The following is a 19,955-nucleotide window of genomic DNA, read 5'->3' on the forward strand; positions in this document are numbered from 1 at the left end:
CCCGACCCGTACGACAGAACGGACAGTCGTGATCCCGACCGACCACGCGCCGCACCGGGCCCCCGGCACCGGCGCCCCGCCCTGGCCGGAGCTGCTGACCGCCGCGACCGCCCGCTGTCTGGGCGCCCTCGCCGCGGGGAGCGCCGAGGACTGGTCGCGCCCGGCGGGCGACGTCGACTGGAGCTGTCGGCGGACCCTGGACCACCTCGCGCTCGGGCTGGTCGGTTACGCCGGCCTGCTCGTCGCCCGCCCCACCGACCGCTATGTCTCCCTCTTCGCGTCCCTGGACGAACAGGCCCCCGTCGGCGTCTGTCTGGAGGGTGTCGGGATCGCCGCGGCGCTCCTCACCGGCACCGTGCGGCAGACACCCGCGGGGGTACGGGCCTGGCATCCGTGGGGGCACGCGGACGCGGCCGGATTCGCGGCGATGGGGGTCGCCGAACTGACCCTCCACACCTATGACATCACCCGGGGGCTCGGCCTGCCCTGGGCGCCGCCGGCCGAGTTCGCCGCCGCCGTGCTGGACCGTCTCTTCCCGGACGCGCCGCACGGGCACCCTCCCGCCGACACCCTGCTGTGGTGCCCCGGCCGCGGGGCGCTGCCGGGGCTCCCCCGCCGTGCGGAGTGGCGGTGGGACGGGACCGTACGACCCCCGGCCGGCCCGACCGGCTGACACCCCCGGGCCGGTTGCCACCACGGCGCGCTGACCGGCCCGGGCGGCGGCTTCCCGCTCCCGCACCGCGCGGGTACGGGGCGGACATGGCCGCCCGCTCAAGTACCGCCCGCCCACGGGCTCAGGTCGCCGCCCGCTCCCGTACCGCCGCCCGCGTATGAGTGCGGGCCGCCGCCCCCGTACCCGTACGGCCCCGCGACAGGACGCGGAAACGGCCCGGTCACCTGCCGGGTGGGGCAGGTGACCGGGCCGTCGGTCGGGTCAGTCGGTCCGGGTGGCGGGGCTCGCCGGACCGATCGGCCGACCGCGCTCCCGGGACCGCGGGGCGGTGCCGTGCGGTACGGGGGCGGTCACGGCCGGTCCGTCGTCCCGCCCAGCTCCCGCAGCGCGATGTTGAGCTGGAGGACGTTGACGCGGGGTTCGCCGATGAATCCGAGGATCCGGTCGGAGGTGTGCTCCCTGACCAGCTTCGCCACCCGCTCGACGGGCAGCTTGTTCCGTTCGGCGACCCGGTGGACCTGGAGCTTCGCGTAGGCCGGGGAGATGTCCGGGTCCAGGCCGGAGCCGGAGGAGGTGACGGCGTCGGCCGGCACGTCCGACGGGTCCACCCGGTGGGTGGCCGTGGAGTTGTCCGCGACGACGGCGGCCTTGGCGTCCTTCACCCACTGGATCAGCTCCGCGTTGTCCCCGGAGCGGTTGGTCGCACCGGAGAGGATCAGCGAGTACTGGGTGTTGACGCTGTTGGAGCCGAGGCCGTTGGACGGGCGCGGCTGGAACCAGGTCAGGTCAGGCCGGGGCGCCTCCTCCGGGTCGTCGGGGTTCTTCTTCGGCAGGTGGTAGCTCTGGCCGATGAGCGAGGAGCCGACGACCCGGCCGTCGGACTCGATCTCCGAACCATTGGCCTTGTCGCGGAAGAGGGTCTGGGCGACACCGGTGACGGCGAGCGGGTAGAGGACGCCACAGACGACGGTGAGGACGAGGAGGGCCCGCAGCGCCGCCGCGAGGAGCCGGCCCGTATTGCGTACGGAAGTGTTCATGGTCGTCACCCGATGCCTGGGATGAGGGAGAGGAGCAGGTCGATGATCTTGATGCCGATGAAGGGGGCGATCAGTCCGCCGAGGCCGTAGACGGTGAGGTTGCGGCGGAGCAGCCGGTCCGCGGTGGTGGGCCGGTAGCGCACACCGCGCAGGGCGAGCGGCACCAGCGCGATGATGATCAGCGCGTTGAAGATCACGGCGGCGAGGATCGCGGACTCGGGCGAGGCCAGCCGCATGATGTTCAGCGTGTCCAGGCCGGGATAGGCCACCGCGAACATCGCCGGGATGATGGCGAAGTATTTGGCGACGTCATTGGCGATGGAGAAGGTGGTCAGCGCCCCCCGGGTGATGAGGAGTTGCTTGCCGATCTCCACGATCTCGATCAGCTTGGTGGGGTTGGAGTCGAGGTCCACCATGTTCCCGGCCTCCTTGGCGGCCGAGGTACCGGTGTTCATCGCCACGCCCACGTCCGCCTGGGCCAGCGCGGGCGCGTCGTTCGTCCCGTCGCCGGTCATCGCGACCAGCTTGCCGCCCGCCTGTTCCCGCTTGATGAGGGCCATCTTGTCCTCGGGGGTGGCCTCCGCGAGGAAGTCGTCCACCCCGGCCTCTTCGGCGATGGCCTTGGCGGTCAGCGGGTTGTCGCCGGTGATCATGACGGTCCTGATGCCCATCCGGCGCAGTTCCTCGAACCGCTCCCGCATCCCTTCCTTGACGACGTCCTTGAGGTGGACGACCCCGAGGACCCGCGCCCCTTCGGCGTCCTCGACGGCGACCAGCAGCGGGGTGCCGCCGGCTCCGGCGATGGCGTCGGTGACCCGGTCGGCGTCGTCGGAGACCGTGCCGCCGCGCTCCCTGACCCAGGCGACGACGGAGGCGGTGGCCCCCTTCCGTACCCGGCGTCCGTCGATGTCGACACCGGACATCCGGGTCTGGGCGGTGAAGGTGATCCACTCGGCGTCGGCCAGTTCGCCCTGGTGGCGTTCGCGCAGCCCGTACTTCTCCTTGGCGAGGACGACGATCGAGCGGCCCTCGGGGGTCTCGTCGGCGAGCGAGGAGAGCTGGGCGGCGTCGGCGAGTTCGGCCGCGGTGACGCCCGGGACCGGGACGAATTCGGCGGCCTGACGGTTGCCGAGGGTGATGGTGCCGGTCTTGTCGAGCAGCAGCGTGGAGACGTCGCCCGCCGCCTCGACGGCCCGCCCGGACATGGCGAGCACATTGCGCTGGACGAGCCGGTCCATGCCCGCGATGCCGATCGCCGACAGCAGCGCCCCGATCGTGGTGGGGATCAGGCAGACCAGCAGCGCGGCGAGGACGATCAGCGAAGTCTGCTCATCGGCGCCCGCGTAGTCGGCGAACGGCTTGAGGGTGACCACGGCGAGCAGGAAGACGACGGTCAGCGAGGCGAGCAGGATGTTGAGCGCGATCTCGTTGGGCGTCTTCTGCCGGGCGGCGCCCTCGACCAGGGCGATCATCCGGTCGATGAAGGTCTCGCCCGGCTTGGTGGTGATCGTGACGACGATCCGGTCGGAGAGCACCTTGGTGCCACCGGTGACGGCGCTACGGTCGCCGCCGGACTCGCGGATGACGGGGGCGGACTCGCCGGTGATGGCTGACTCGTCGACCGAGGCCACCCCTTCGACGACATCGCCGTCGCCGGGGATGATGTCGCCGGCCTCGCAGACGACCCGGTCCCCGATGCGGAGTTCGGTGCCGGGCACCCGCTCCTCGGTGGTACCGGTCAACCGCCGGGCGACGGTGTCGGTCTTGGCCTGGCGCAGGGTGTCGGCCTGCGCCTTGCCGCGGCCCTCGGCGACCGCCTCCGCCAGATTGGCGAAGATGGTGGTCAGCCAGAGCCAGCCGGTGATCGCCCAGCCGAACCAGTCGCCGGGATCGCTGATCGCCAGCCCGGTGGTGACGACCGAGCCGACCAGGACGACGAACATCACCGGCGACTTGATCATTATCCGGGGGTCGAGCTTGCGCAGCGCCGCCGGGAACGAGGTGAGGAGTTGTCGGGGGGCGAAGAGGCCCCCGCCGACCCGCCCGCCCCCGGCCGGATGCCCGGCGGGCACGTCCGAGTGGGGCGCCCGGGTGGGAGTGATCGTGCTCATGACGCGAGCCCTTCGGCGAGCGGACCCAGCGCCAGCGCCGGGAAGTAGGTCAGACCGGTGATGATGAGGAGGGTGCCGACCAGCAGGCCGGTGAAGAGCGGCTTCTCGGTCCGCAGCGTCCCGGAGGTGGCCGGGACCGGCTTCTGCTCGGCCAGCGAGCCGGCGAGCGCCAGGATGAAGACCATCGGCAGGAACCGTCCGAGGAGCATCGCCAGACCGATGGTGCTGTTGAACCACTGGGTGTCGGCGTTGAGCCCGGCGAAGGCGGAACCGTTGTTGTTGGCCCCCGATGTGTACGCGTACAGGATCTCGGAGAAGCCGTGGGCGCCCGAGTTGGTCATGGAGTCACCGGGCGTGGGCAGGGCCATCGCCACCGCGGTGAAGGAGAGCACCAGCGCGGGGGTGATCAGGATGTAGCAGGCCGCGAACTTGATCTCGCGGGTGCCGATCTTCTTGCCGAGGTACTCCGGGGTGCGGCCGACCATCAGACCCGCGATGAACACCGCGATGACGGCCATGATGAGCATTCCGTAGAGACCGGAGCCGACACCGCCGGGCGCGATCTCACCCAGTTGCATACCGAGCATGGTGATACCGCCGCCGAAGCCCGTGTACGAGGAGTGGAAGCTGTTGACCGCGCCGGTGGAGGTGAGGGTGGTGGCCACGGCGAAGATCGACGAACCGCCGACGCCGAACCGGTTCTCCTTGCCCTCCATCGCCCCGCCCGCGAGGTCGAAGGCCGGGCCCTGGTGCGCGAACTCGGTCCACATCATCAGCGCGGAGAACCCGACCCAGATCGCGACCATCGTGCCGAGGATCGCGTACCCCTGCCGGACGTTGCCGACCATCTGACCGAAGGTGCGCGTCAGGGCGAAGGGGATGACCAGGATGAGGAAGATCTCCAGCAGGTTGGAGAGTCCGTTGGGGTTCTCGAAGGGGTGGGCGGAGTTGGCGTTGAAGTAACCGCCGCCGTTGGTGCCCAGCTCCTTGATGGCCTCCTGGGAGGCGACCGCGCCGCCGTTCCACTCCTGGGCGCCGCCGGTGAACTGGCCGACCTCGTGGATGCCGGCGAAGTTCTGGATGGCGCCGCAGGCGACGAGCAGGATCGCGGCGATCACCGAGATCGGCAGCAGGATCCGGACCACGCCACGGACCAGGTCCGCCCAGAAGTTGCCCAGCTCACCGGTGCGGGAGCGGGCGAAGCCACGGACGAGGGCCACGGCGACGGCGATGCCGACCGCGGCCGAGACGAAGTTCTGCACCGCCAGGCCACCGGTCTGGACGACATGGCCCATGGCCTGCTCGCCGTAGTACGACTGCCAGTTGGTGTTGGCCACGAAGGAGGCGGCCGTGTTGAACGCCTGGTCGGGGTCGATCGACTGGAAGCCGAGCGAGCCGGGCAGCGAGCCCTGGAGCCGCTGGAGCAGGTAGAGGAACAGGACACCGATGGCGGAGAAGGCGAGGACGCCCCGGAGATAGGCGGGCCAGCGCATCTCCGTGTTCGGGTTGGCGCCGACGGCCCGGTAGATCCACTTCTCGACCCGCAGATGCCGGTCGGAGGAGTAGACACGGGCCATGTGGTCGCCCAGTGGGCGGTAGGCCAGGGCGAGCGCGACCATCAGCGCCAGCAGCTGGAGCACACCGGCAAGTACGGAACTCATATCCGGGCTAGAACCTCTCCGGGTACAGAAGGGCGAGGATGAGATAGCCCAGCAGGGCGACGGCCACGATCAGACCGACGACGTTCTCGGCAGTCATAGCTTTGCCACCCCCTTGGCGACGAGAGCCACCAGCGCGAACACCGCGATCGTGGTGACGACGAAGGCCACATCGGCCATCGTGAGCTCCTGAGGATTCGGACCTGTTCGGACCTGTCGGATTCGGACGTTTCGAGGAAACCCCTTTTCAGCCGGTCCACGGCATTCGTTGACGTGTCCCTTACGGCGTCGTGGACGCTCTTGACGCTTCCTGTACGGGCTGCCGAGGGCGGGCGCCCGGGTGAGGATGGGCGGAGGTCCACCGACCCGGGAGCGCGGAGGCTCACCGGCCCCTGGGTGGGAGGCCCCCGGCGGTCCGGGGTCGGAGCCCCACCGGCCCGGGGTCGGAGCCCCACCGGCTCAGGGGCGGAGGCGGCATCCGTACCCCGCCGCCGCCGCGGTCCCGGACACCCGTACGCACCGGCACCGGCACCGGCACCGGCACCGGACGGGACCGGACCGGACCGGACCGCCGTACGGTCCGTTCACCCGGCACGACAGGGAGCGCTCCCATGACCGGCACCCCGGCCACCCCCGGTCCCCGCCCCGGGGGCCCGGACGGCCGCTGCCGTGCCTGGCTGCTCCAGGGCCTGAGCGAACAGACCGCACGCCACCCCGGACCACACGCCCACCCGCCCGCCGACCACCGGGGCCACCGCTGGTGGCGGGTGATGTGCCTGACCGGTGTGGACTACTTCTCCACCCTCGGCTACCAACCCGGCATCGCGGCGCTGGCGGCCGGTCTGCTCTCCCCCCTGGCGACCCTGGTCCTCCTCGCGCTCACCCTCCTCGGCGCACTGCCGGTCTACCGCCGGGTGGCCCGGGAGTCACCGCACGGCGAGGGCTCGATCGCCATGCTGGAGCGGCTGCTGCCCTGGTGGCCGGGGAAGATCCTGGTCCTCGTGCTGCTGGGGTTCGCCGCGACCGACTTCATCATCACCATCACCCTTTCGGCCGCCGATGCCGCCGCGCATGTGGTGCAGAACCCGTACGCACCCCACTGGCTGCACGGCACCAACCTGTGGATCACCCTGGCGCTCGTCGGACTGCTCGGCGCGGTCTTCCTGAAGGGCTTCCGGGAGGCCATCGGGGTAGCCGTGCCCCTCGTCGCCGTCTATCTCGCCCTCAATCTGGTGGTCCTGGCGACGGCGGCCGTCCAGGTCGCGGGAGAGCCGGTGGTGATCGACGACTGGTGGGGCGCGATGACCGCCGAACACTCCTCCCCCTGGGTGATGGTCGGCATCGCGCTGCTCGTCTTCCCCAAGCTCGCGCTCGGCATGTCCGGTTTCGAGACCGGTGTGGCGGTGATGCCGCAGATCAAGGGCGACACGTCGGACACCTACGAGCGGCCGGCGGGCCGCATCCGCGACACCCGCAGGCTGCTCACCACCGCGGCCCTGATCATGAGCGGTTTCCTGCTGCTGTCCAGCCTGGCCACGACACTGCTGATCCCCCAGGAGGAGTTCAAGGCGGGCGGCGCGGCGAACGGCCGGGCGCTGGCCTATCTGGCGCACGAATACCTCGGCGAGGTCTTCGGCACCTGCTACGACGTCTCGACCATCTGCATCCTGTGGTTCGCGGGCGCCTCCGCGCTGGCCGGACTGCTCAACCTCGTGCCGAGGTTCCTGCCGCGCTACGGCATGGCCCCGGAGTGGACCCGGGCGGTGCGCCCCCTGGTGCTGGTCTTCGTGGCCATCGCGGCGGGCATCACCTGGTACTTCGACGCGAGCGTGGACAAGCAGAGCGGTGCGTACGCGACGGGCGTGCTGGTCCTGATGCTGTCGGCGGCCTTCGCCTCGACGGTCGCCGTGCGCCGCCGCGGACACCGCCGGGCGGCCACCGGCTTCGGAGTGATCACCGCGGTCTTCTGCTACACCCTGGTCGCCAATGTCATCGAGCGCCCGGACGGCCTCAAGATCGCGTTGCTCTTCATCTTCGCGATCCTGGTGACGTCCTTCGCCTCGCGGGTGCACCGCGCCTTCGAGCTGCGCGCGGCCGAGGTGAGCTTCGACGCCACCGCGGCCCGGTTCATCGATGAGGCAGCGGCGGCGGGGACCGTGCGGATCGTCGCCAACGAACCCTCGGAGCACAGCACGGCCGAGTACCGGATGAAGGAGTACAGCCAACGCCAGGAGGCGCACATCCCGCGCGGCGGGCGGGTCCTGTTCATGGAGGTGTTCGTGAAGGACTCATCGGACTTCACGGCGGACCTGGTGGTCCACGGCGACGAGAAGTACGGCGTCCGCCGACTGCGGGTGGAGGGCGCGACGGTCCCCAATGCGATAGCGGCGGTGCTGCTGGAGATCCGCGACCGTACGGGGGAGATCCCGCACGCCTACTTCACCTGGACGGAGGGGCCGCCCGTGGGGCACCTGATCCGATTCCTGATCTTCGGCGACGGTGAGGTGGCCCCGGTGACCCGGGAGGTCCTGCGCAGGGCGGAACCGGATCCGGAACGCCGGCCGCGGGTCCATGTGGGGTGAGGCGCGGAGTGTCCGGCCGAGGCTGATCGCGTACCTGTCACCAAAAGGTGGCGCCCAGGCGGGCGGTCTGGAGTGCACCTATGTCGGATCGACGGGGTGCAGAAGGACATCACCTCCCTCACCAACGGCATCGCGTTCAACCACTTCCCGACCGGGACCTGACACCGGGACCGGGGCGGCGGAGCCGTTCCCGGGAGTACGAGTGAGAAGTCCCGCGTATCCGGCGCCCCCGGATACGCGGGACATCCGACCGTGCGTCGACTCCAGACCCCGGAATCACTCTCGCGGGATACCGATAACCCTCTTATTCACCTGAAAGGATTGAAAGTAATTAAACATACAGAGAACGGTAGTTGAGGGTGGATGAGGTCCATATTCTGATGGCGCGGAGAGCACCGGCGGAGGCGACCCCGTGGTCCTTCTGACCACTGTTGCGCTGTTCACGGTGTGCGAGCCGTTCCGCCCTCTGGCCTGTGCAGACGGACCGGGCGGGCGGGCGGCGGAGCTTCCGCAGACCGTCCCATCTCCTGGAGCCGAGCAGCTCCCGAGGCCACGGCCGTCCGGACGCGAACCCGGTCCGCGGCCACCCTTGCGTGGGCCCGCTCAGAAACGGACACGCGAAATGATCGCAGAGCACCCCGAAACGCCCCCGGCTGCGCCTTCCACGCCCACCGACGACGACTACCGGCTGGGCACCGACGCGTACACCGATGAACAGCGGACCACGGTCCTCAACAGGCTGGAGGAGTACCTCGGCGAGCAGCGCGGGCGTTTACTGGGATACCAGGTCAATCTGTCACTCGGTGGCCATGCGGCCCTCGGGCGGTTCCTGGGCTACCACATCAACAACGTCGGGGACCCGTTCGTCGACAGTAACTACAGCCTGCATTCGCGGTGGCTGGAGCGGGCGGTTCTGGAGCATTACGCCCGTCTGTGGCACGCCCCGCTACCCCGGGACCCGGCCCGCCCGAGGGACGAGGACGGGTGGGGCTATGTCCTGTCCATGGGCAGTACCGAGGGCAACCTGTACGCCATGTGGAACGCCCGCGACTACCTCGACGGCAACGCCCTGGTCCGCGATGAGGTCTCCGGTGAAGCGAGCTGTCGCACGTCGTACATCCGGGCCGAACACCCCGACGACAACCCCAACGCGTACACCCCGGTGGCGTTCTTCTCGCAGGAGACCCACTACTCACACATCAAGGCCATGCGGGTGCTGGACATCCCGACCTTTTACGACCTGGGCGGAAGCCTCTACCCGGGCGAGTGCCCCGTCGACCTGGCCGGCACCGGGACGCAGACCTACCACGGATGGCCGCTCGGCGGGGTCCCGACCACCGGCGGGGACGAGGGGCCGGGCACCGTCGACGTCGACGCCCTGGTCGCCCTCGTGGACTTCTTCGCGGCCAAGGGCCACCCCGTCCTGGTCAACTTCAACGTCGGCAGCGTCTTCAAGGGTGCCTACGACGATGTCCAGGGCGCCTGCGAGCGCCTGCGCCCCGTCTTCGAGCGGCATGGCCTCGTCGACCGTGGCGTGCGCTTCGACCCCGACGCCCCCGAGCGGGTCAGCGTCCGCAACGGCTACTGGATCCACGTCGACGGAGCCCTCGGCGGCGCCTACGCCCCTTATCTGGAGAAGGCCCGCGACACCGGACTCATCGAGACCGCGCCCGCGGTCTTCGACTTCCGGATCCCCGAGGTGTCCTCGATCGTCACCAGCGGCCACAAATACCCCGGCGCGCCCGTCCCCACAGGGATCTACATGTCCCGCGCCGGGTCCAAGCTGCGCCCGCCGTCCGACCCGGCGGTCGTCTCCTCCCCCGACAGCACCTTCGCCGGCTCCCGCAGCGGATTCGCCTCGCTGGCCATGTGGAACCACCTCGCCCAGTTCAGCGAGGAACAGCAGGTACGCCAGGCCGCCGAGGTCCTGCGGATCGCCGAGTACACGGCCGACCGCCTCCGAAACCTCAGCGACCTGCTGAAAGAACGCGGCGAGCCCTGGGCAGAGGATGGCATCGAGGTCGGACACGGCGACCACGCGCTCAGCGTCTGGTTCCAGCAGCCCCGGGCCGAGATCGCCCAGAAGTACACCCTGGCCTGCGTCCCCCTCAACCGCGGGGGCCGCCGCCACGACTACAGCCATGTCTACGTCATGCCCCACGTCACCCAGGAACTCATCGACGAACTCCTCGACGACCTCGCCGGCCCCGGTGCCTTCGACCGCTCCGCCGAGCGCGACGCCGAGAGGCCACCACTCCCCCAGTGACCCCCGGCACCACCGGGCGGCCGCCACCGACCACCGAGCACTGCCGTCAGGGCAGTTGGCGGCTCCGCACCCTCGGGCAGGGGCTCGGCGGCCCGTCCGGCAGGGGCCTGCACGAGAGGGGCCGGGGGAAAGCGGGGCCGTTCGGTGCGGGCGTTCTCCCGCCTCGCTCACCGCCGCCCTGCTGCCCGCGCCCGAGGAACTGCCGGACCCGCGCCCGCGCTGACGCGGGCCGGTTCGGGTGCTGGTGGTCACCAGCACCCGAACCGGCCCGAAAGCCGGACTGCTCACCCTTCTGGTCAGCCACCAGGCAGGTCCGGTCGTCTCACTCCTCCCACTCCCCCGCTTTCTCCTTCCCCTCCGCCGTATAGAGCAGCAGGAAGGCGAAGACGCCCGCCAGACCGGCCAGGATGCAGACGACGTTGGCGACATCGGTGCCGAAACCCGTCATCAGCCGGGCGGAGCCGACGGCGATGGCCACTGTCTGGCCCAGGACCACCACAATCCCGCCGATCAGGAAGAGGGCGACGAGAACGCGGGAGGCGTTCAGGCAGATCGTGTACATCCTCGTACTCCTCATCCGGGGATCCATATCGCGCCCAGCACCATCAGTACGCCCATGACGTAGGAGGGCAGGAGGTAGTAGAGCGTCACCGGAACGAAGATCCGCACCGGATTGATGGAGGCGATACTCGCGGCCACGTACAGCGGTGCGGCGCCCGGTGGCGAGCAGCCCTCGGACGAGGCCCACACGATGATGGCGGCGAAGGCGATGTACGGCGGAACATCGGCCGCCGTCAGCGCGGCGAAGGCGACGGGCCCGACGGCCGCGAGCGTGGAGGTCGTGTTGAGGGGGCCCGCGACGATCACCACGATCAGTCCGACGACGAGCGCCGCGACGATCTGCGGCACGCCCTCCAGTCGCTCCAGGTAGGGGGCGAGCTGGTCGCCGATCCCCAGGGTGTTCAGCACGTTGGAGGCGGCGAAGGCCGAGATCATCGTGACGCCGATCAGCCCGAGTTTGGGGCTGATCTCCGACAGCAGAGTCCACCATTCACCGCCGCCGCGTGGCAGCGCCCGCCGCTCGACCACCACTCCGGCGAGCAGCATCACCACCGGCAGCCAGACCAGCAGTGGCACGGCGTCGGAGACGTCGAGTCCCCCCAGCCGGTCGCCGATGAGATCGCTGGTCGGCGACGCCGTCAGCACGATCGGCACCGCGATGGCGGCCAGGACGATCAGCGAGGTCCAGCCGGCCGCGAAGGACTGCCGCAGCGGATGGATGTCTTCCGGCGCCATCGCGCCCACGCCCCGCCGTTTGACGATGACATAGGCGATGACCAGCCGCATCGCGACCATCCAGGCGCCCACCACGAAGATCGTGCCGACCACGTCCTCCGCCCGGAGGACCGGCAGTACGGTCGGCGCTGCGAGCAGGATGAAGAAGGCACCGCTGAACGGGAAGGTGGCGCCGACGCCCGCGTTGCCGGAAAGGATCAGCGCGGCGGTCTCACCGCTCGCCCGGGAGCGCTTCATCCAGGGAATGGTGATGGATCCGACGGTGGCCACGATCGCCGCGCCGTTGTGGGCGACGGCGCCGAAGAGACCGGCCGAGACCGTCGCCGCGTAGGCGGAGCCGCCTTCGCGGCGGCCGAGCATCGAGCTGAGGATGTCGATCATCCGCTGCACGAGCCCCGTTCTCGTGAGCAGTTCGCTGACGAAGACGAAGGCCAGGGCGGCGAAGGTGATTTCCGACTGCAGCCCCTCCAGGAGGCTCTCCCAGGCGACGCGCGGCGCATCCGTGCCGGCGAACGCGGCACTGACCAGGAAGCCGATGACCATGGCCTCGCCGATATTGCGTTTGACTCCCACGTTCCACACGATGATGGCCCCGATGAAGGCGACCAGTGCGAGTATCGCGTTCACCGGCATCGCCCCCGGCTGGTGGGACGGGGGAGGGCGGGCGGGCCCTCGGCCGTGTACGGCTCAATCCAGTGGCAGCACTTCCAGTCCCGCTCTCCGGTACGCATCTCCCGCCTCCTTCCCGGTGAGGAAGGTGTGCAGGGCGCGGGCGGTGGGCCGTTCGGTGGCCGCGGTGCCCAGCGCCGCCGAGAGCTCGGTGAAGTGCTGGGCCCCGTCCGGCAGCGGTCCGACCACCCGGGCCTCGGGCACGAACAGCAGCTCACTCATCTGCTGTACGGCCAGATCGGCCCGGCCGTCGACCACGGCCAGCGCGGTGAAGCCCTTCTCCACGACGGTGGCGCGCGCGTTCACCTCGTCCGCTATGCCGAGCCGCTCCAGCAGCCCGGCGAAGTGGACCCCGCTGGCCCCGGTGCGGGAGTAGGCGACCGAGCGGGCCGAGCAGAGCGTGGCGATCAGTGCGTCGACCGTGTCGATGGCGGGCGGCTCGGCGCCGGGCGGCATGGCCAGGCCGATCCCGACCCGGGCGATGCTCCGCACCGAGGCCGGGTCGATCACCCCCGCCTCGCACAGCGCCGGGAAGGCGCCGGTCACCGCGACCATGACCTCCGGTCGGGCACCGTCCTCGATCCTCCGCAACAGCACGTTCGTCGGGTCGTAGACCCCGTCGACGGTGGTTCCGGTCTTCTCGGTGAACGCCGTGAGTACGACGTCATCGAGCGCCTTCTTCACCGCCAGAGCGCTGAACAGCGACACGGTGTGCGGTATTTCCGCGGACATCTTCGTCCTTTCACAAGGGTGGGGGAACGGGTGCTGGCCGGGGAAGGAGTCCCGCGGTGTCCGTTCGGTATCCCCAGGGTGTTTCGGGGGGTGGGTCAGTGGGGAGAGGGGTGCAGCGCACCGCGCTGGGCCGCCGTCAGCGGTCGGGTGCGGGCGCCGCGCAGCAGCAGGAAGAGCTTCGCCGTCTCCTCGATCTCCTCCGCCATCTCCAGCGCGCGTTCCAGGTCGGGGGCGGCGGCGACCGGCCCGTGGTTGCTCAGGAGGAGCGCGGCGTGCTCGCGGCCCAGCGCTTCGACGGCGGCGGCCATCCCGCTGTCGCCGGGGGCGAAGTACGGCAGCATCGGGAGAGTGCCGACGCGCATCGCGTAGTAGGCGGTCAGCGGCGGCAGGACATCCTGGCGGTCGACCCGGTCCAGGCACGAAACGGCCGCGGCGTGCGTGGAGTGCGTGTGCACCACGGCACCGGCGCCCGGCCTGGCGCGGTACATCGCGGCGTGCAGGAACGCCTCCTTGGACGGCCGGGGGCCGGACACCTGGACGCCGTCGGTGTCGATGACCGACAGTTCTCCGGCGCGTACGGTGGCCAGACTCGACCCCGTGGGCGTAACCAGGATGTGTTCACCGGCGCGCACCGAGACATTGCCCGTGCTCCCGTGCGTCAGCGAACGGGCGGCGATGGCCCGCGCGGTGGTGATGAGGCGGTCCCGCTCGACGTCGTCGCCACGCCCGCTCATCCGGTGTCCTCCCGCCCGGCGGGGGACGCGGAGGCGTCGAGGAGCAGGCCGGGGCCGCCGAAGTTGCCGGACTTGAGCAGCAGCGCCAGGGGGCGGCCGCCCAGGGGATGGATCCAGGGCACCCCGAGCGCGGCCTCCGCGCCGACGTGTGCGCCGGTGACCCCGAGCGCGGCGACGACGGCGCCGGAGGTCTCGCCCCCGGCGGCGACCAGTCGGCGCACCCCGCGTTCGACCAGCCCGACCGCGACGAGCCCCGTCGTCTCCTCCAGCACGGCGGCCGACCGCTCCACACCCAGCAACCGCTGGATCTCACGGAGCCGTTCGGGGGCGACCGAGGAGTACAGGACGGGTGCGCCCGCGCCTGCGGGCAATGCGTCGTACCAGGCGAGTGCGGCGTCGGCGAGTGCCACCGGATCCGGTGTGGCCACCGGGTCGAGGAGGTATCCGGGCCGGCCCGCGTCGGCGAGTGCCGCGAGCTGCTCCAGGGTGCGGCGGGAGCAGCTCCCGCTCAGCACGGCGGCCGGTCCGCCGGGTGCCTCCCGGGTGTCCGCGGCCTTCTCGCCGGCGCCGGTCCCGTCCCGCCCGGCGTCGCGTGTGTGGTCGGTGTCCGGCGGGTGGCCGGCGCGCTCCTCGGCGTATGCGTGCGCCAGTCCGGCGGCCAGTCCGGCCGCGCCCGCGACGAGCGGTGCGCCGAGGGCGGCCCGGCCGAGTGTGCGCAGATCGCTCTCGTCGATCCCGTCGGCCAGCACGTAGCGCACGCCACGCGCCCCGGCGTCCGCCAGTGCGGCGCGTACCGCCGCGTGGCCCTCCCGTACGGTCCCGAGCCTGATCAGCTCCACCCGCTCGCGGGTCTGGGCACGCAGCAGTCCGGGCAGATGGGAGTCGGTCATGGGGGTCACCGGATGGTCGCGCATATGCGATGCGCCGAGCAGGACATCGTCGACGAAGAGACAGCCCTGGTACTGGGTCCGCAGGTGTTCCGGTGAACTCGGTGTCAGCGGCACGGTGGCGGCGCCCGTGGCCTCGGCCAGTCGGTCCAGGACCGGGCCGATGTTGCCGCGCGGGGTGGAGTCGAAGGTCGAGCAGAACTTGAAGTAGATCTGCCCAGAGCCCTGTCCGCGCAGCCACTCCAGCGCGCCCATGGACGAGGCGACCGCGTCGGCCGCGGGCACCATCCGGCTCTTCAGCGCGACGACCAGCGCGTCGTGCGCGGGCAGCCGGGCCGGGTGGGAGCCGTGCGCCCCCTCGCCCGTACCACCCAACACCCCCGTACTGTCCGGCGCATCCGTACCGTCCAACAGACCCGTACTGTCCGTCACCCTCGTGCCGTCCGGCGCACCCACACCGTCCGGCGCACTCGTACCGTCCGGCACGCCGAAGAACAGCAGGGTTCGCAGTCCGGCGCGGCGCAGTGCCACCGCGACGTCCGTGGCGCCGGTGAAGTCGTCGGCGATGACTCCGAGCGGTGCGGTGACCCGGCCCCGGTCAGCGGGGTGGTGACTCTCTCGGTACTCGGTCATAGGGGTCTCCCGGTGAGGGCGGAGCGGAGGGCGACGGCCGCGGCCTGCGGGCCGGAGACGACGGGCACGCCCAGCGCGGTGGACAGCGTCGCGGCGGCGGGTGCCAGTGAGTACTGGGCGAGCAGTACCGCGTCGGCGCCGGCGATATGTGGCAGGCATGCGTTCCGCAGGGCGTCGGACAGCGCGGCGGTGTCCCCCTCGCGGGCTGCGTCGAAGGCGTCGGGCGCGACCACTCCGATCGGTTCCACCGCCGAGCCGGCCGCCGCGGCGGCGGCCGAGAAGCGGGCTACCGAGTCCCGCATGGCGGCCTCGAAGGAGGCGAGGACCAGCACCCGGCCGCCGCCCGCCGATGCCGACCCCAGCGCCTGTTCGAAGGCCGCCGTGTCGGGCGCCAGCAGCGGGACCGGCGTCTCGACCGTGCTGGTGACGGGTCCGTAGAGCGAGCAGGTCAGCAGCACTCCGTCGGCCCCGCCGGCCAGGGCGTAACCGATCAGTCGGCGCATCCGGTCGACGAGGTCAGCCGGCAGCGGGCCGTCGTCGGGCGCGTCGGGCAGCAGCCGGTCGTCCAGCAGGTTCCAGGGCTCGGCCGCCGGGAACTCCTCGGCCAGACCCGCGACCGCCGGGGCGATGGCCGTGGGGGTGGCGCTGATCAGTGCGATCCTCGGTGCGCGGCCCCGGTGTGCCGCTCCCCCGCTCATCGGGCTCCCGCCGTCGCGTTCACGGCTGTTCCGGCTTGTTCGGCGAGCCAGGAGAGACCGTTCACCGTGCCGTCGGTCGGGCGGTACTCACAGCCGATCCAGCCCGGGTACGAGGCGTCCAGCAGCGTGCCGAAGACACGTGGCCAGGAGATCTCACCGGTGCCCGGCTCGGTCCGTTCCGGCGGGTCGGCGATCTGGATGTGCCGGACCCGGGGCAGGTGTTCGCGCAGGGTCGAGACGAGGTCCCCCTCCTGGACCTGTACGTGGTAGAGGTCCAAGAGCAGCCCGATCCCGTCCCCGTCGAGCGCCTCGACGACCGCGGCGGCCCGCGCCTGGGTGTCCAGCAGGAAGCCGGGCGCGTCACGGCCATTCTGTGCCTCCAGGACCAGGCAGACCCCGGTGCCCCTGGCTCGTTCCACGGCCCAGGCGAGGTTGGTGACGAAGGTGGCGAAGGCACGGTCGTGGCTGACTCCGGCCGGCCGTACTCCGCCCAGCACATGCAGGTGGTCGCAGCCGAGCTCGACCGCGTAGTCGAGGCCGCGCTCCAGGTCGGCGCGGAACCGGTCGGCGTGGCCGGGCAGACAGGCCACGCCCGCCCACTCCGGTGAACCGGGCTCGCCCATCGGTGCGTTGATCAGTACCTGGTGCAGTCCCGCGTCGGCGAGGCGCCGGCGCAATTGTGCGGCCGGGTACGGGTAGGGGTCGGCGTACTCGACGGCGGTGAAGCCGGCTCCGGCTGCGGCGTCGAACCGCTCCTCGAAGGGGACCTCGGTGAACAGCCACTTGAGGTTGGCGTCGAAGCGCAGTCCGTTCGGCGCCCGCATCAGCGTGCTCCGGCGCCGGCCGCGGCGCTCGCGCGGTCGGGGTTGACCAGGTGCTCGGGGGCGCGATCGGCGAGCACGTCGATCACCTGCCGGGCGGCCAGGGCGCCGGACCTGGCACGGGCCTCGACGGTGGCGGCGCCGATGTGCGCGGTCACCAGGACGCTGTCGAGCGCGCGCAGCCTGCTGTCGGCGGGCAGTGGTTCGTGCTCGGTCACGTCCAGCGCGGCCCCCGCCAGCCGGCCCGCCTCGACCGCGTCGGCGAGGGCGTCCTCGTCCACGACTCCACCCCGCGCCGTGTTGATCAGATAGGCGTCGGGCTTCATTCGGCGCAGCGCGGCGGCGTCGATCAGATGTCGGGTGGTGTCGTCCAGGGAGATGTGGAGGGTGAGGAAGTCCGCTTCCGCCAGTACGCCGTCGAGGGGGCGGGCCTCGACGCCGGTCTCGTCCAGGAAGTCCTGGTCGAGCCAGGGGTCGTGGGCGACGACCCTCATACCGAGGGCGAGTGCCGCGCGGGCGACGGTCTTACCGATGGAGCCGAGGCCGACGACGCCGAGCGTCGTGCCGTGCAGTTCCCGGCCGCTCTGCTGGGTCCAGTCGCCGCCGCGCACGGCGGCGAGGTTCTGCGGGATGCGACGGGCGCAGTTCAGCATCAGGGCCAGAACGTGTTCGGCGACGGATATCCGGTTGGTTCCCGGGGTGATGGTGACCGCGACGCCCTGCCGGGTCGCGGCTTCGACATCGATGTTGTCGTAGCCGACGCCACAGCGGCTGAGGATCTTCAGTCCGGGTGCCGCCGCCATGACCTCTGCGGTGAAGGGGTCGGTACCGGCGACGACGCCCGCCGCGCCGGCGATGTATTCCGCCAGCGTGCGCCCGGTGGCCTCCCGGTCCGCGCGCCGGGCGAAGACGACCTCCAGACCGGCGTCGCGGAGCGCCCGGTCGACCGCGCCGCCGGGTTCGAGATACGGCGTCGTCACGAGTACACGGGGCGCACCTGTCTTCGGCGGCTGTGTCATGAGGGTCCTCTGCGTTGGCGCGTTCAATGGCGCTCCGGACAATAGTATAGGATTTCACTAAACGCTATAGCGGTGGCCGCGGGTGATCAGGAAGGAAGGGGCCGCGCGCTACCATCGGGCGACGAAGGAGACTCGCATGGCTAGGCGCCCGTCCGATCGGCAACCCTTGGCCGACCAGATGTACGAAGTGCTGCTCGGGCAGTTCATGGACGGACTCTGGTCACCGGGCAAGCCACTCAACATCGGAGCGCTCTCCCGCGAGCTGAACGTCAGCCAGACTCCGCTGCGCGAAGCCCTCGCCCGACTCGAACACACCGGGCTGGTACGCCGCGAGGCACTCAAGGGCTACCGTGTCGCCCCGCTCTTCAGCGAGACCGAGTTGATCAAGCTGATGGACGCACGCCTGGTGCTGGAGCCGGCCCTGACCTACGAGGCGGGCCGCCGGACCACCCCCGAGTTCCTCCAGGACGTCGCCGACAGCATCGAGGAGTTGCGGCGCTGCGCGGCGGGAGACGGCCCCACCTCGGTGCGCGCCTACCTGTCGGCCGACGAACGCTTCCACTTCCTGATCGCCAAGCAGTCGGCCAACCCCTTCCTGGAGTCGGCGTACCGCTCACTGAGCGGCCATGTACAGCGCTTCCGGCTCTTCACCGAACTCGGCTCCTCCGACGCGGAGTCACCCGCGCACGACCACACCGCCGTGCACGAGGCGCTGGCCGCCGGAGACGCCGAGGGCGCCGCCGACAGGATGCGGCAGCACATCGAGAACGCCAAGGTGCGCGCACTGAGGGACCGTCAGGCCGTAGCGGGCCACTGATCCCCCTTCGGCACCGGACGCCGGCCCCACTCGGCCCACTCGGCCCGCCCGCGCCCGAACAGCTCGGCGCTCCCCCGGCTCCGCTCGATGGCACTCACCGCCGACACCCGTCGCGGGGCCCGCGGTACTGGCAGCGACCCGGAGGCGGTGGACAGAGCCCGCGCCCCTTCCGCCCGAACACGCCGGAACCGGGTGGGCCGGAACCGGGTGGGCCGGATGGCCCGTGACCGGGCCACGGGTGAGTGAGTGCGCGGGCCGGCGGGCCGCGTTCCGGGACGGTTCCGTCCCATCATGCGAGCAGGTGACGGTTCGCGTGACGGGAAGGAACACAGCGGTGGCAGAGGCGTACGGCCCCCGGGGACTGCTTCGGCGGGCGTGGGCGGTCAACCCACCGCTGGCCGGGGCCGGGATCCTCCTGGGCCTGACGACGGTGGCCGCGCTGGTGGGGCTGGTCGTGGATCCACGGGAGATCACCGGGCAGCCGGCCTGGGCGAAACCGGCCCGGTTCGCGTTCTCCTTCGGTCTCTACGCGCTCACTCTGATGTGGCTGCTGACCTTCGTCCGGGGCCGGCCGCGCCTGGTCGCTCTGATCTCCTGGGTCACCGCGATCGGTGTGGTCCTGGAGGTGGCCTGGGCCTGTCGGGCGGCGGCGGCCGGAACGACCAGCCACTTCAACTTCACCACCGGCGCCCTCAACAACCTGACGTTGACCGCGTTGGTGGTCATCTCCCTGGTCACGCTGATGACCCTGCTCACGATCGGGCTGCTGCTGTGGCAGCGGGTGGAGCCGCCCGCCCTGGCCTGGGCACTGCGGCTGGGCCTGATCCTCGTGGTCGTGGGCATGGCCACCGCGACCCTGATGGTCACCCCCACCCCGCTCCAGGAGGCCGCCGCCGACCGCGGCCACGGCATGCCCCTCGTCGGCGCCCACACCGTCGGCCGACCGGACGGCGGACCAGGTATGCCGATCACCAACTTCAGCACCACCGCCGGCGACCTGCGCGTCCCCCACTTCGTCGGCGTCCACGCCGTCCAAGCCCTGGCCGTACTCGGACTGCTCCTCACCCTCGGCCCCCGCGTCCTCGGCCCACGCCACCGCACCACCCTGGTCTGGATCGCCGCGGCCGGCCTCCTCGGCCTCACCCTGATCCTCACCTGGCAGGCCAGGCGCGCCCAGCCACTGACCTCCCCCGACACCGCCACCACGACCGCGCTCATCATCCTGGCGGCCGTCACCGCCGCGGCCACCACCGCGGTCTTCTGGCACGCCCGCACCACCAGCCCGGAAACCAGCCGGTAGCGCTCGGCAGGGCTGTACCAGG

At 71.2% G+C, this 19,955-nt stretch carries 17 protein-coding genes; 5 read left to right on the forward strand and 12 right to left on the reverse strand.

What is annotated here, in order from left to right; genetic code table 11:
* Positions 1 to 28: 28 nt before the first annotated feature.
* Positions 29 to 673, forward strand: a complete 645-nt coding sequence (locus ACH4S7_RS15340; protein WP_398521641.1) for a maleylpyruvate isomerase N-terminal domain-containing protein — start codon at positions 29 to 31, stop codon at positions 671 to 673.
* A gap of 350 nt (positions 674 to 1,023) precedes the next feature.
* Here the strand turns inward: ACH4S7_RS15340 and ACH4S7_RS15345 are convergent, their stop codons facing one another.
* Genes ACH4S7_RS15345 through kdpF form a run of 4 tightly spaced genes read right to left on the reverse strand, consistent with a single transcriptional unit; the run spans position 1,024 to position 5,579 of the window.
* Complete coding sequence (locus tag ACH4S7_RS15345) at positions 1,024 to 1,710, reverse strand: potassium-transporting ATPase subunit C (protein WP_398521642.1); 687 nt, start codon at positions 1,708 to 1,710, stop codon at positions 1,024 to 1,026.
* A 5-nt stretch (positions 1,711 to 1,715) separates the two neighbouring features.
* Positions 1,716 to 3,821: a potassium-transporting ATPase subunit KdpB gene (kdpB, locus tag ACH4S7_RS15350; RefSeq protein ID WP_398521643.1), complete on the reverse strand. Its 2,106-nt coding sequence runs from the start codon at positions 3,819 to 3,821 to the stop codon at positions 1,716 to 1,718.
* Positions 3,818 to 5,482: a potassium-transporting ATPase subunit KdpA gene (kdpA, locus tag ACH4S7_RS15355; RefSeq protein ID WP_398521644.1), complete on the reverse strand. Its 1,665-nt coding sequence runs from the start codon at positions 5,480 to 5,482 to the stop codon at positions 3,818 to 3,820. The genes kdpB and kdpA overlap by 4 nt, the downstream gene beginning before the upstream one ends.
* Positions 5,483 to 5,489: 7 nt before the next feature.
* Complete coding sequence (kdpF, locus tag ACH4S7_RS15360; protein ID WP_398521645.1) at positions 5,490 to 5,579, reverse strand: K(+)-transporting ATPase subunit F; 90 nt, start codon at positions 5,577 to 5,579, stop codon at positions 5,490 to 5,492.
* Positions 5,580 to 6,090: 511 nt separating this feature from the next.
* On the opposite strand from kdpF, the gene ACH4S7_RS15365 reads away from it, so the two are divergent.
* Together ACH4S7_RS15365 and ACH4S7_RS15370 are read left to right on the forward strand one after the other, a co-directional pair.
* On the forward strand, positions 6,091 to 8,061 hold the full coding sequence (locus tag ACH4S7_RS15365) for an amino acid transporter (protein WP_398521646.1): 1,971 nt from the start codon (positions 6,091 to 6,093) through the stop codon (positions 8,059 to 8,061).
* Between the two features lie 622 nt (positions 8,062 to 8,683).
* Positions 8,684 to 10,327, forward strand: coding sequence for a histidine decarboxylase (locus tag ACH4S7_RS15370; protein ID WP_398521647.1), 1,644 nt, complete (start codon positions 8,684 to 8,686; stop codon positions 10,325 to 10,327).
* Positions 10,328 to 10,649: 322 nt separating this feature from the next.
* On the opposite strand, the gene ACH4S7_RS15375 is transcribed toward ACH4S7_RS15370, so the two are convergent.
* The 8 genes from ACH4S7_RS15375 to ACH4S7_RS15410 form a co-directional block, all read right to left on the reverse strand.
* The gene (locus ACH4S7_RS15375) at positions 10,650 to 10,889 is read right to left on the reverse strand and encodes a hypothetical protein (RefSeq protein WP_398521648.1); all 240 of its coding nucleotides are present in this window, start codon (positions 10,887 to 10,889) and stop codon (positions 10,650 to 10,652) included.
* A gap of 11 nt (positions 10,890 to 10,900) precedes the next feature.
* Complete coding sequence (locus tag ACH4S7_RS15380) at positions 10,901 to 12,250, reverse strand: TRAP transporter large permease subunit (RefSeq protein WP_398521649.1); 1,350 nt, start codon at positions 12,248 to 12,250, stop codon at positions 10,901 to 10,903.
* 60 nt (positions 12,251 to 12,310) lie between these two features.
* A complete protein-coding gene (locus ACH4S7_RS15385) occupies positions 12,311 to 13,024 on the reverse strand; it encodes a substrate-binding domain-containing protein (protein WP_398521650.1) in 714 nt (237 codons plus the stop codon).
* 95 nt (positions 13,025 to 13,119) lie between these two features.
* Positions 13,120 to 13,758 carry a class II aldolase/adducin family protein gene (locus ACH4S7_RS15390; protein WP_398521651.1) on the reverse strand — a complete coding sequence of 213 codons (639 nt, stop codon included), beginning with the start codon at positions 13,756 to 13,758 and terminating at the stop codon, positions 13,120 to 13,122.
* Positions 13,755 to 15,278: a 3-oxo-tetronate kinase gene (otnK, locus tag ACH4S7_RS15395; RefSeq protein WP_398521652.1), complete on the reverse strand. Its 1,524-nt coding sequence runs from the start codon at positions 15,276 to 15,278 to the stop codon at positions 13,755 to 13,757. Before otnK ends, ACH4S7_RS15390 begins: the two co-directional genes overlap by 4 nt.
* On the reverse strand, positions 15,275 to 15,976 hold the full coding sequence (locus tag ACH4S7_RS15400; protein WP_398521653.1) for an aspartate/glutamate racemase family protein: 702 nt from the start codon (positions 15,974 to 15,976) through the stop codon (positions 15,275 to 15,277). Before ACH4S7_RS15400 ends, otnK begins: the two co-directional genes overlap by 4 nt.
* Positions 15,973 to 16,800, reverse strand: a complete 828-nt coding sequence (locus ACH4S7_RS15405) for a hydroxypyruvate isomerase family protein (protein ID WP_398521654.1) — start codon at positions 16,798 to 16,800, stop codon at positions 15,973 to 15,975. Before ACH4S7_RS15405 ends, ACH4S7_RS15400 begins: the two co-directional genes overlap by 4 nt.
* Positions 16,800 to 17,777, reverse strand: a complete 978-nt coding sequence (locus ACH4S7_RS15410; RefSeq protein ID WP_398521655.1) for a phosphoglycerate dehydrogenase — start codon at positions 17,775 to 17,777, stop codon at positions 16,800 to 16,802. The genes ACH4S7_RS15405 and ACH4S7_RS15410 overlap by 1 nt, the downstream gene beginning before the upstream one ends.
* 175 nt (positions 17,778 to 17,952) lie before the next feature.
* Between ACH4S7_RS15410 and ACH4S7_RS15415 the strand changes: the two genes are divergently transcribed.
* Positions 17,953 to 18,633 carry a GntR family transcriptional regulator gene (locus ACH4S7_RS15415; RefSeq protein WP_398521656.1) on the forward strand — a complete coding sequence of 227 codons (681 nt, stop codon included), beginning with the start codon at positions 17,953 to 17,955 and terminating at the stop codon, positions 18,631 to 18,633.
* 334 nt (positions 18,634 to 18,967) lie between these two features.
* Complete coding sequence (locus ACH4S7_RS15420; protein WP_398521657.1) at positions 18,968 to 19,933, forward strand: hypothetical protein; 966 nt, start codon at positions 18,968 to 18,970, stop codon at positions 19,931 to 19,933.
* The last annotated feature ends 22 nt before the right edge of the window (positions 19,934 to 19,955 follow it).

This window comes from Streptomyces sp. NPDC020965 (genome assembly GCF_044333555.1).
In the GTDB taxonomy this organism is placed as follows: domain Bacteria; phylum Actinomycetota; class Actinomycetes; order Streptomycetales; family Streptomycetaceae; genus Streptomyces.

Excerpts from the sequence above, each read along its gene's own strand:
- ACH4S7_RS15385 (WP_398521650.1), bottom strand. The coding sequence starts at position 13,024 with ATGTCCGCGGAAATACCGCACACCGTGTCGCTGTTCAGCGCTCTGGCG.
- ACH4S7_RS15405 (WP_398521654.1), bottom strand. The coding sequence starts at position 16,800 with ATGCGGGCGCCGAACGGACTGCGCTTCGACGCCAACCTCAAGTGGCTG.
- kdpB (WP_398521643.1), bottom strand. The coding sequence starts at position 3,821 with ATGAGCACGATCACTCCCACCCGGGCGCCCCACTCGGACGTGCCCGCC.
- ACH4S7_RS15345 (WP_398521642.1), bottom strand. The coding sequence starts at position 1,710 with ATGAACACTTCCGTACGCAATACGGGCCGGCTCCTCGCGGCGGCGCTG.
- ACH4S7_RS15415 (WP_398521656.1), top strand. The coding sequence starts at position 17,953 with ATGGCTAGGCGCCCGTCCGATCGGCAACCCTTGGCCGACCAGATGTAC.
- ACH4S7_RS15390 (WP_398521651.1), bottom strand. The coding sequence starts at position 13,758 with ATGAGCGGGCGTGGCGACGACGTCGAGCGGGACCGCCTCATCACCACC.
- ACH4S7_RS15365 (WP_398521646.1), top strand. The coding sequence starts at position 6,091 with ATGACCGGCACCCCGGCCACCCCCGGTCCCCGCCCCGGGGGCCCGGAC.
- kdpA (WP_398521644.1), bottom strand. The coding sequence starts at position 5,482 with ATGAGTTCCGTACTTGCCGGTGTGCTCCAGCTGCTGGCGCTGATGGTC.
- ACH4S7_RS15375 (WP_398521648.1), bottom strand. The coding sequence starts at position 10,889 with ATGTACACGATCTGCCTGAACGCCTCCCGCGTTCTCGTCGCCCTCTTC.
- ACH4S7_RS15370 (WP_398521647.1), top strand. The coding sequence starts at position 8,684 with ATGATCGCAGAGCACCCCGAAACGCCCCCGGCTGCGCCTTCCACGCCC.
- otnK (WP_398521652.1), bottom strand. The coding sequence starts at position 15,278 with ATGACCGAGTACCGAGAGAGTCACCACCCCGCTGACCGGGGCCGGGTC.
- kdpF (WP_398521645.1), bottom strand. The coding sequence starts at position 5,579 with ATGACTGCCGAGAACGTCGTCGGTCTGATCGTGGCCGTCGCCCTGCTG.
- ACH4S7_RS15400 (WP_398521653.1), bottom strand. The coding sequence starts at position 15,976 with ATGAGCGGGGGAGCGGCACACCGGGGCCGCGCACCGAGGATCGCACTG.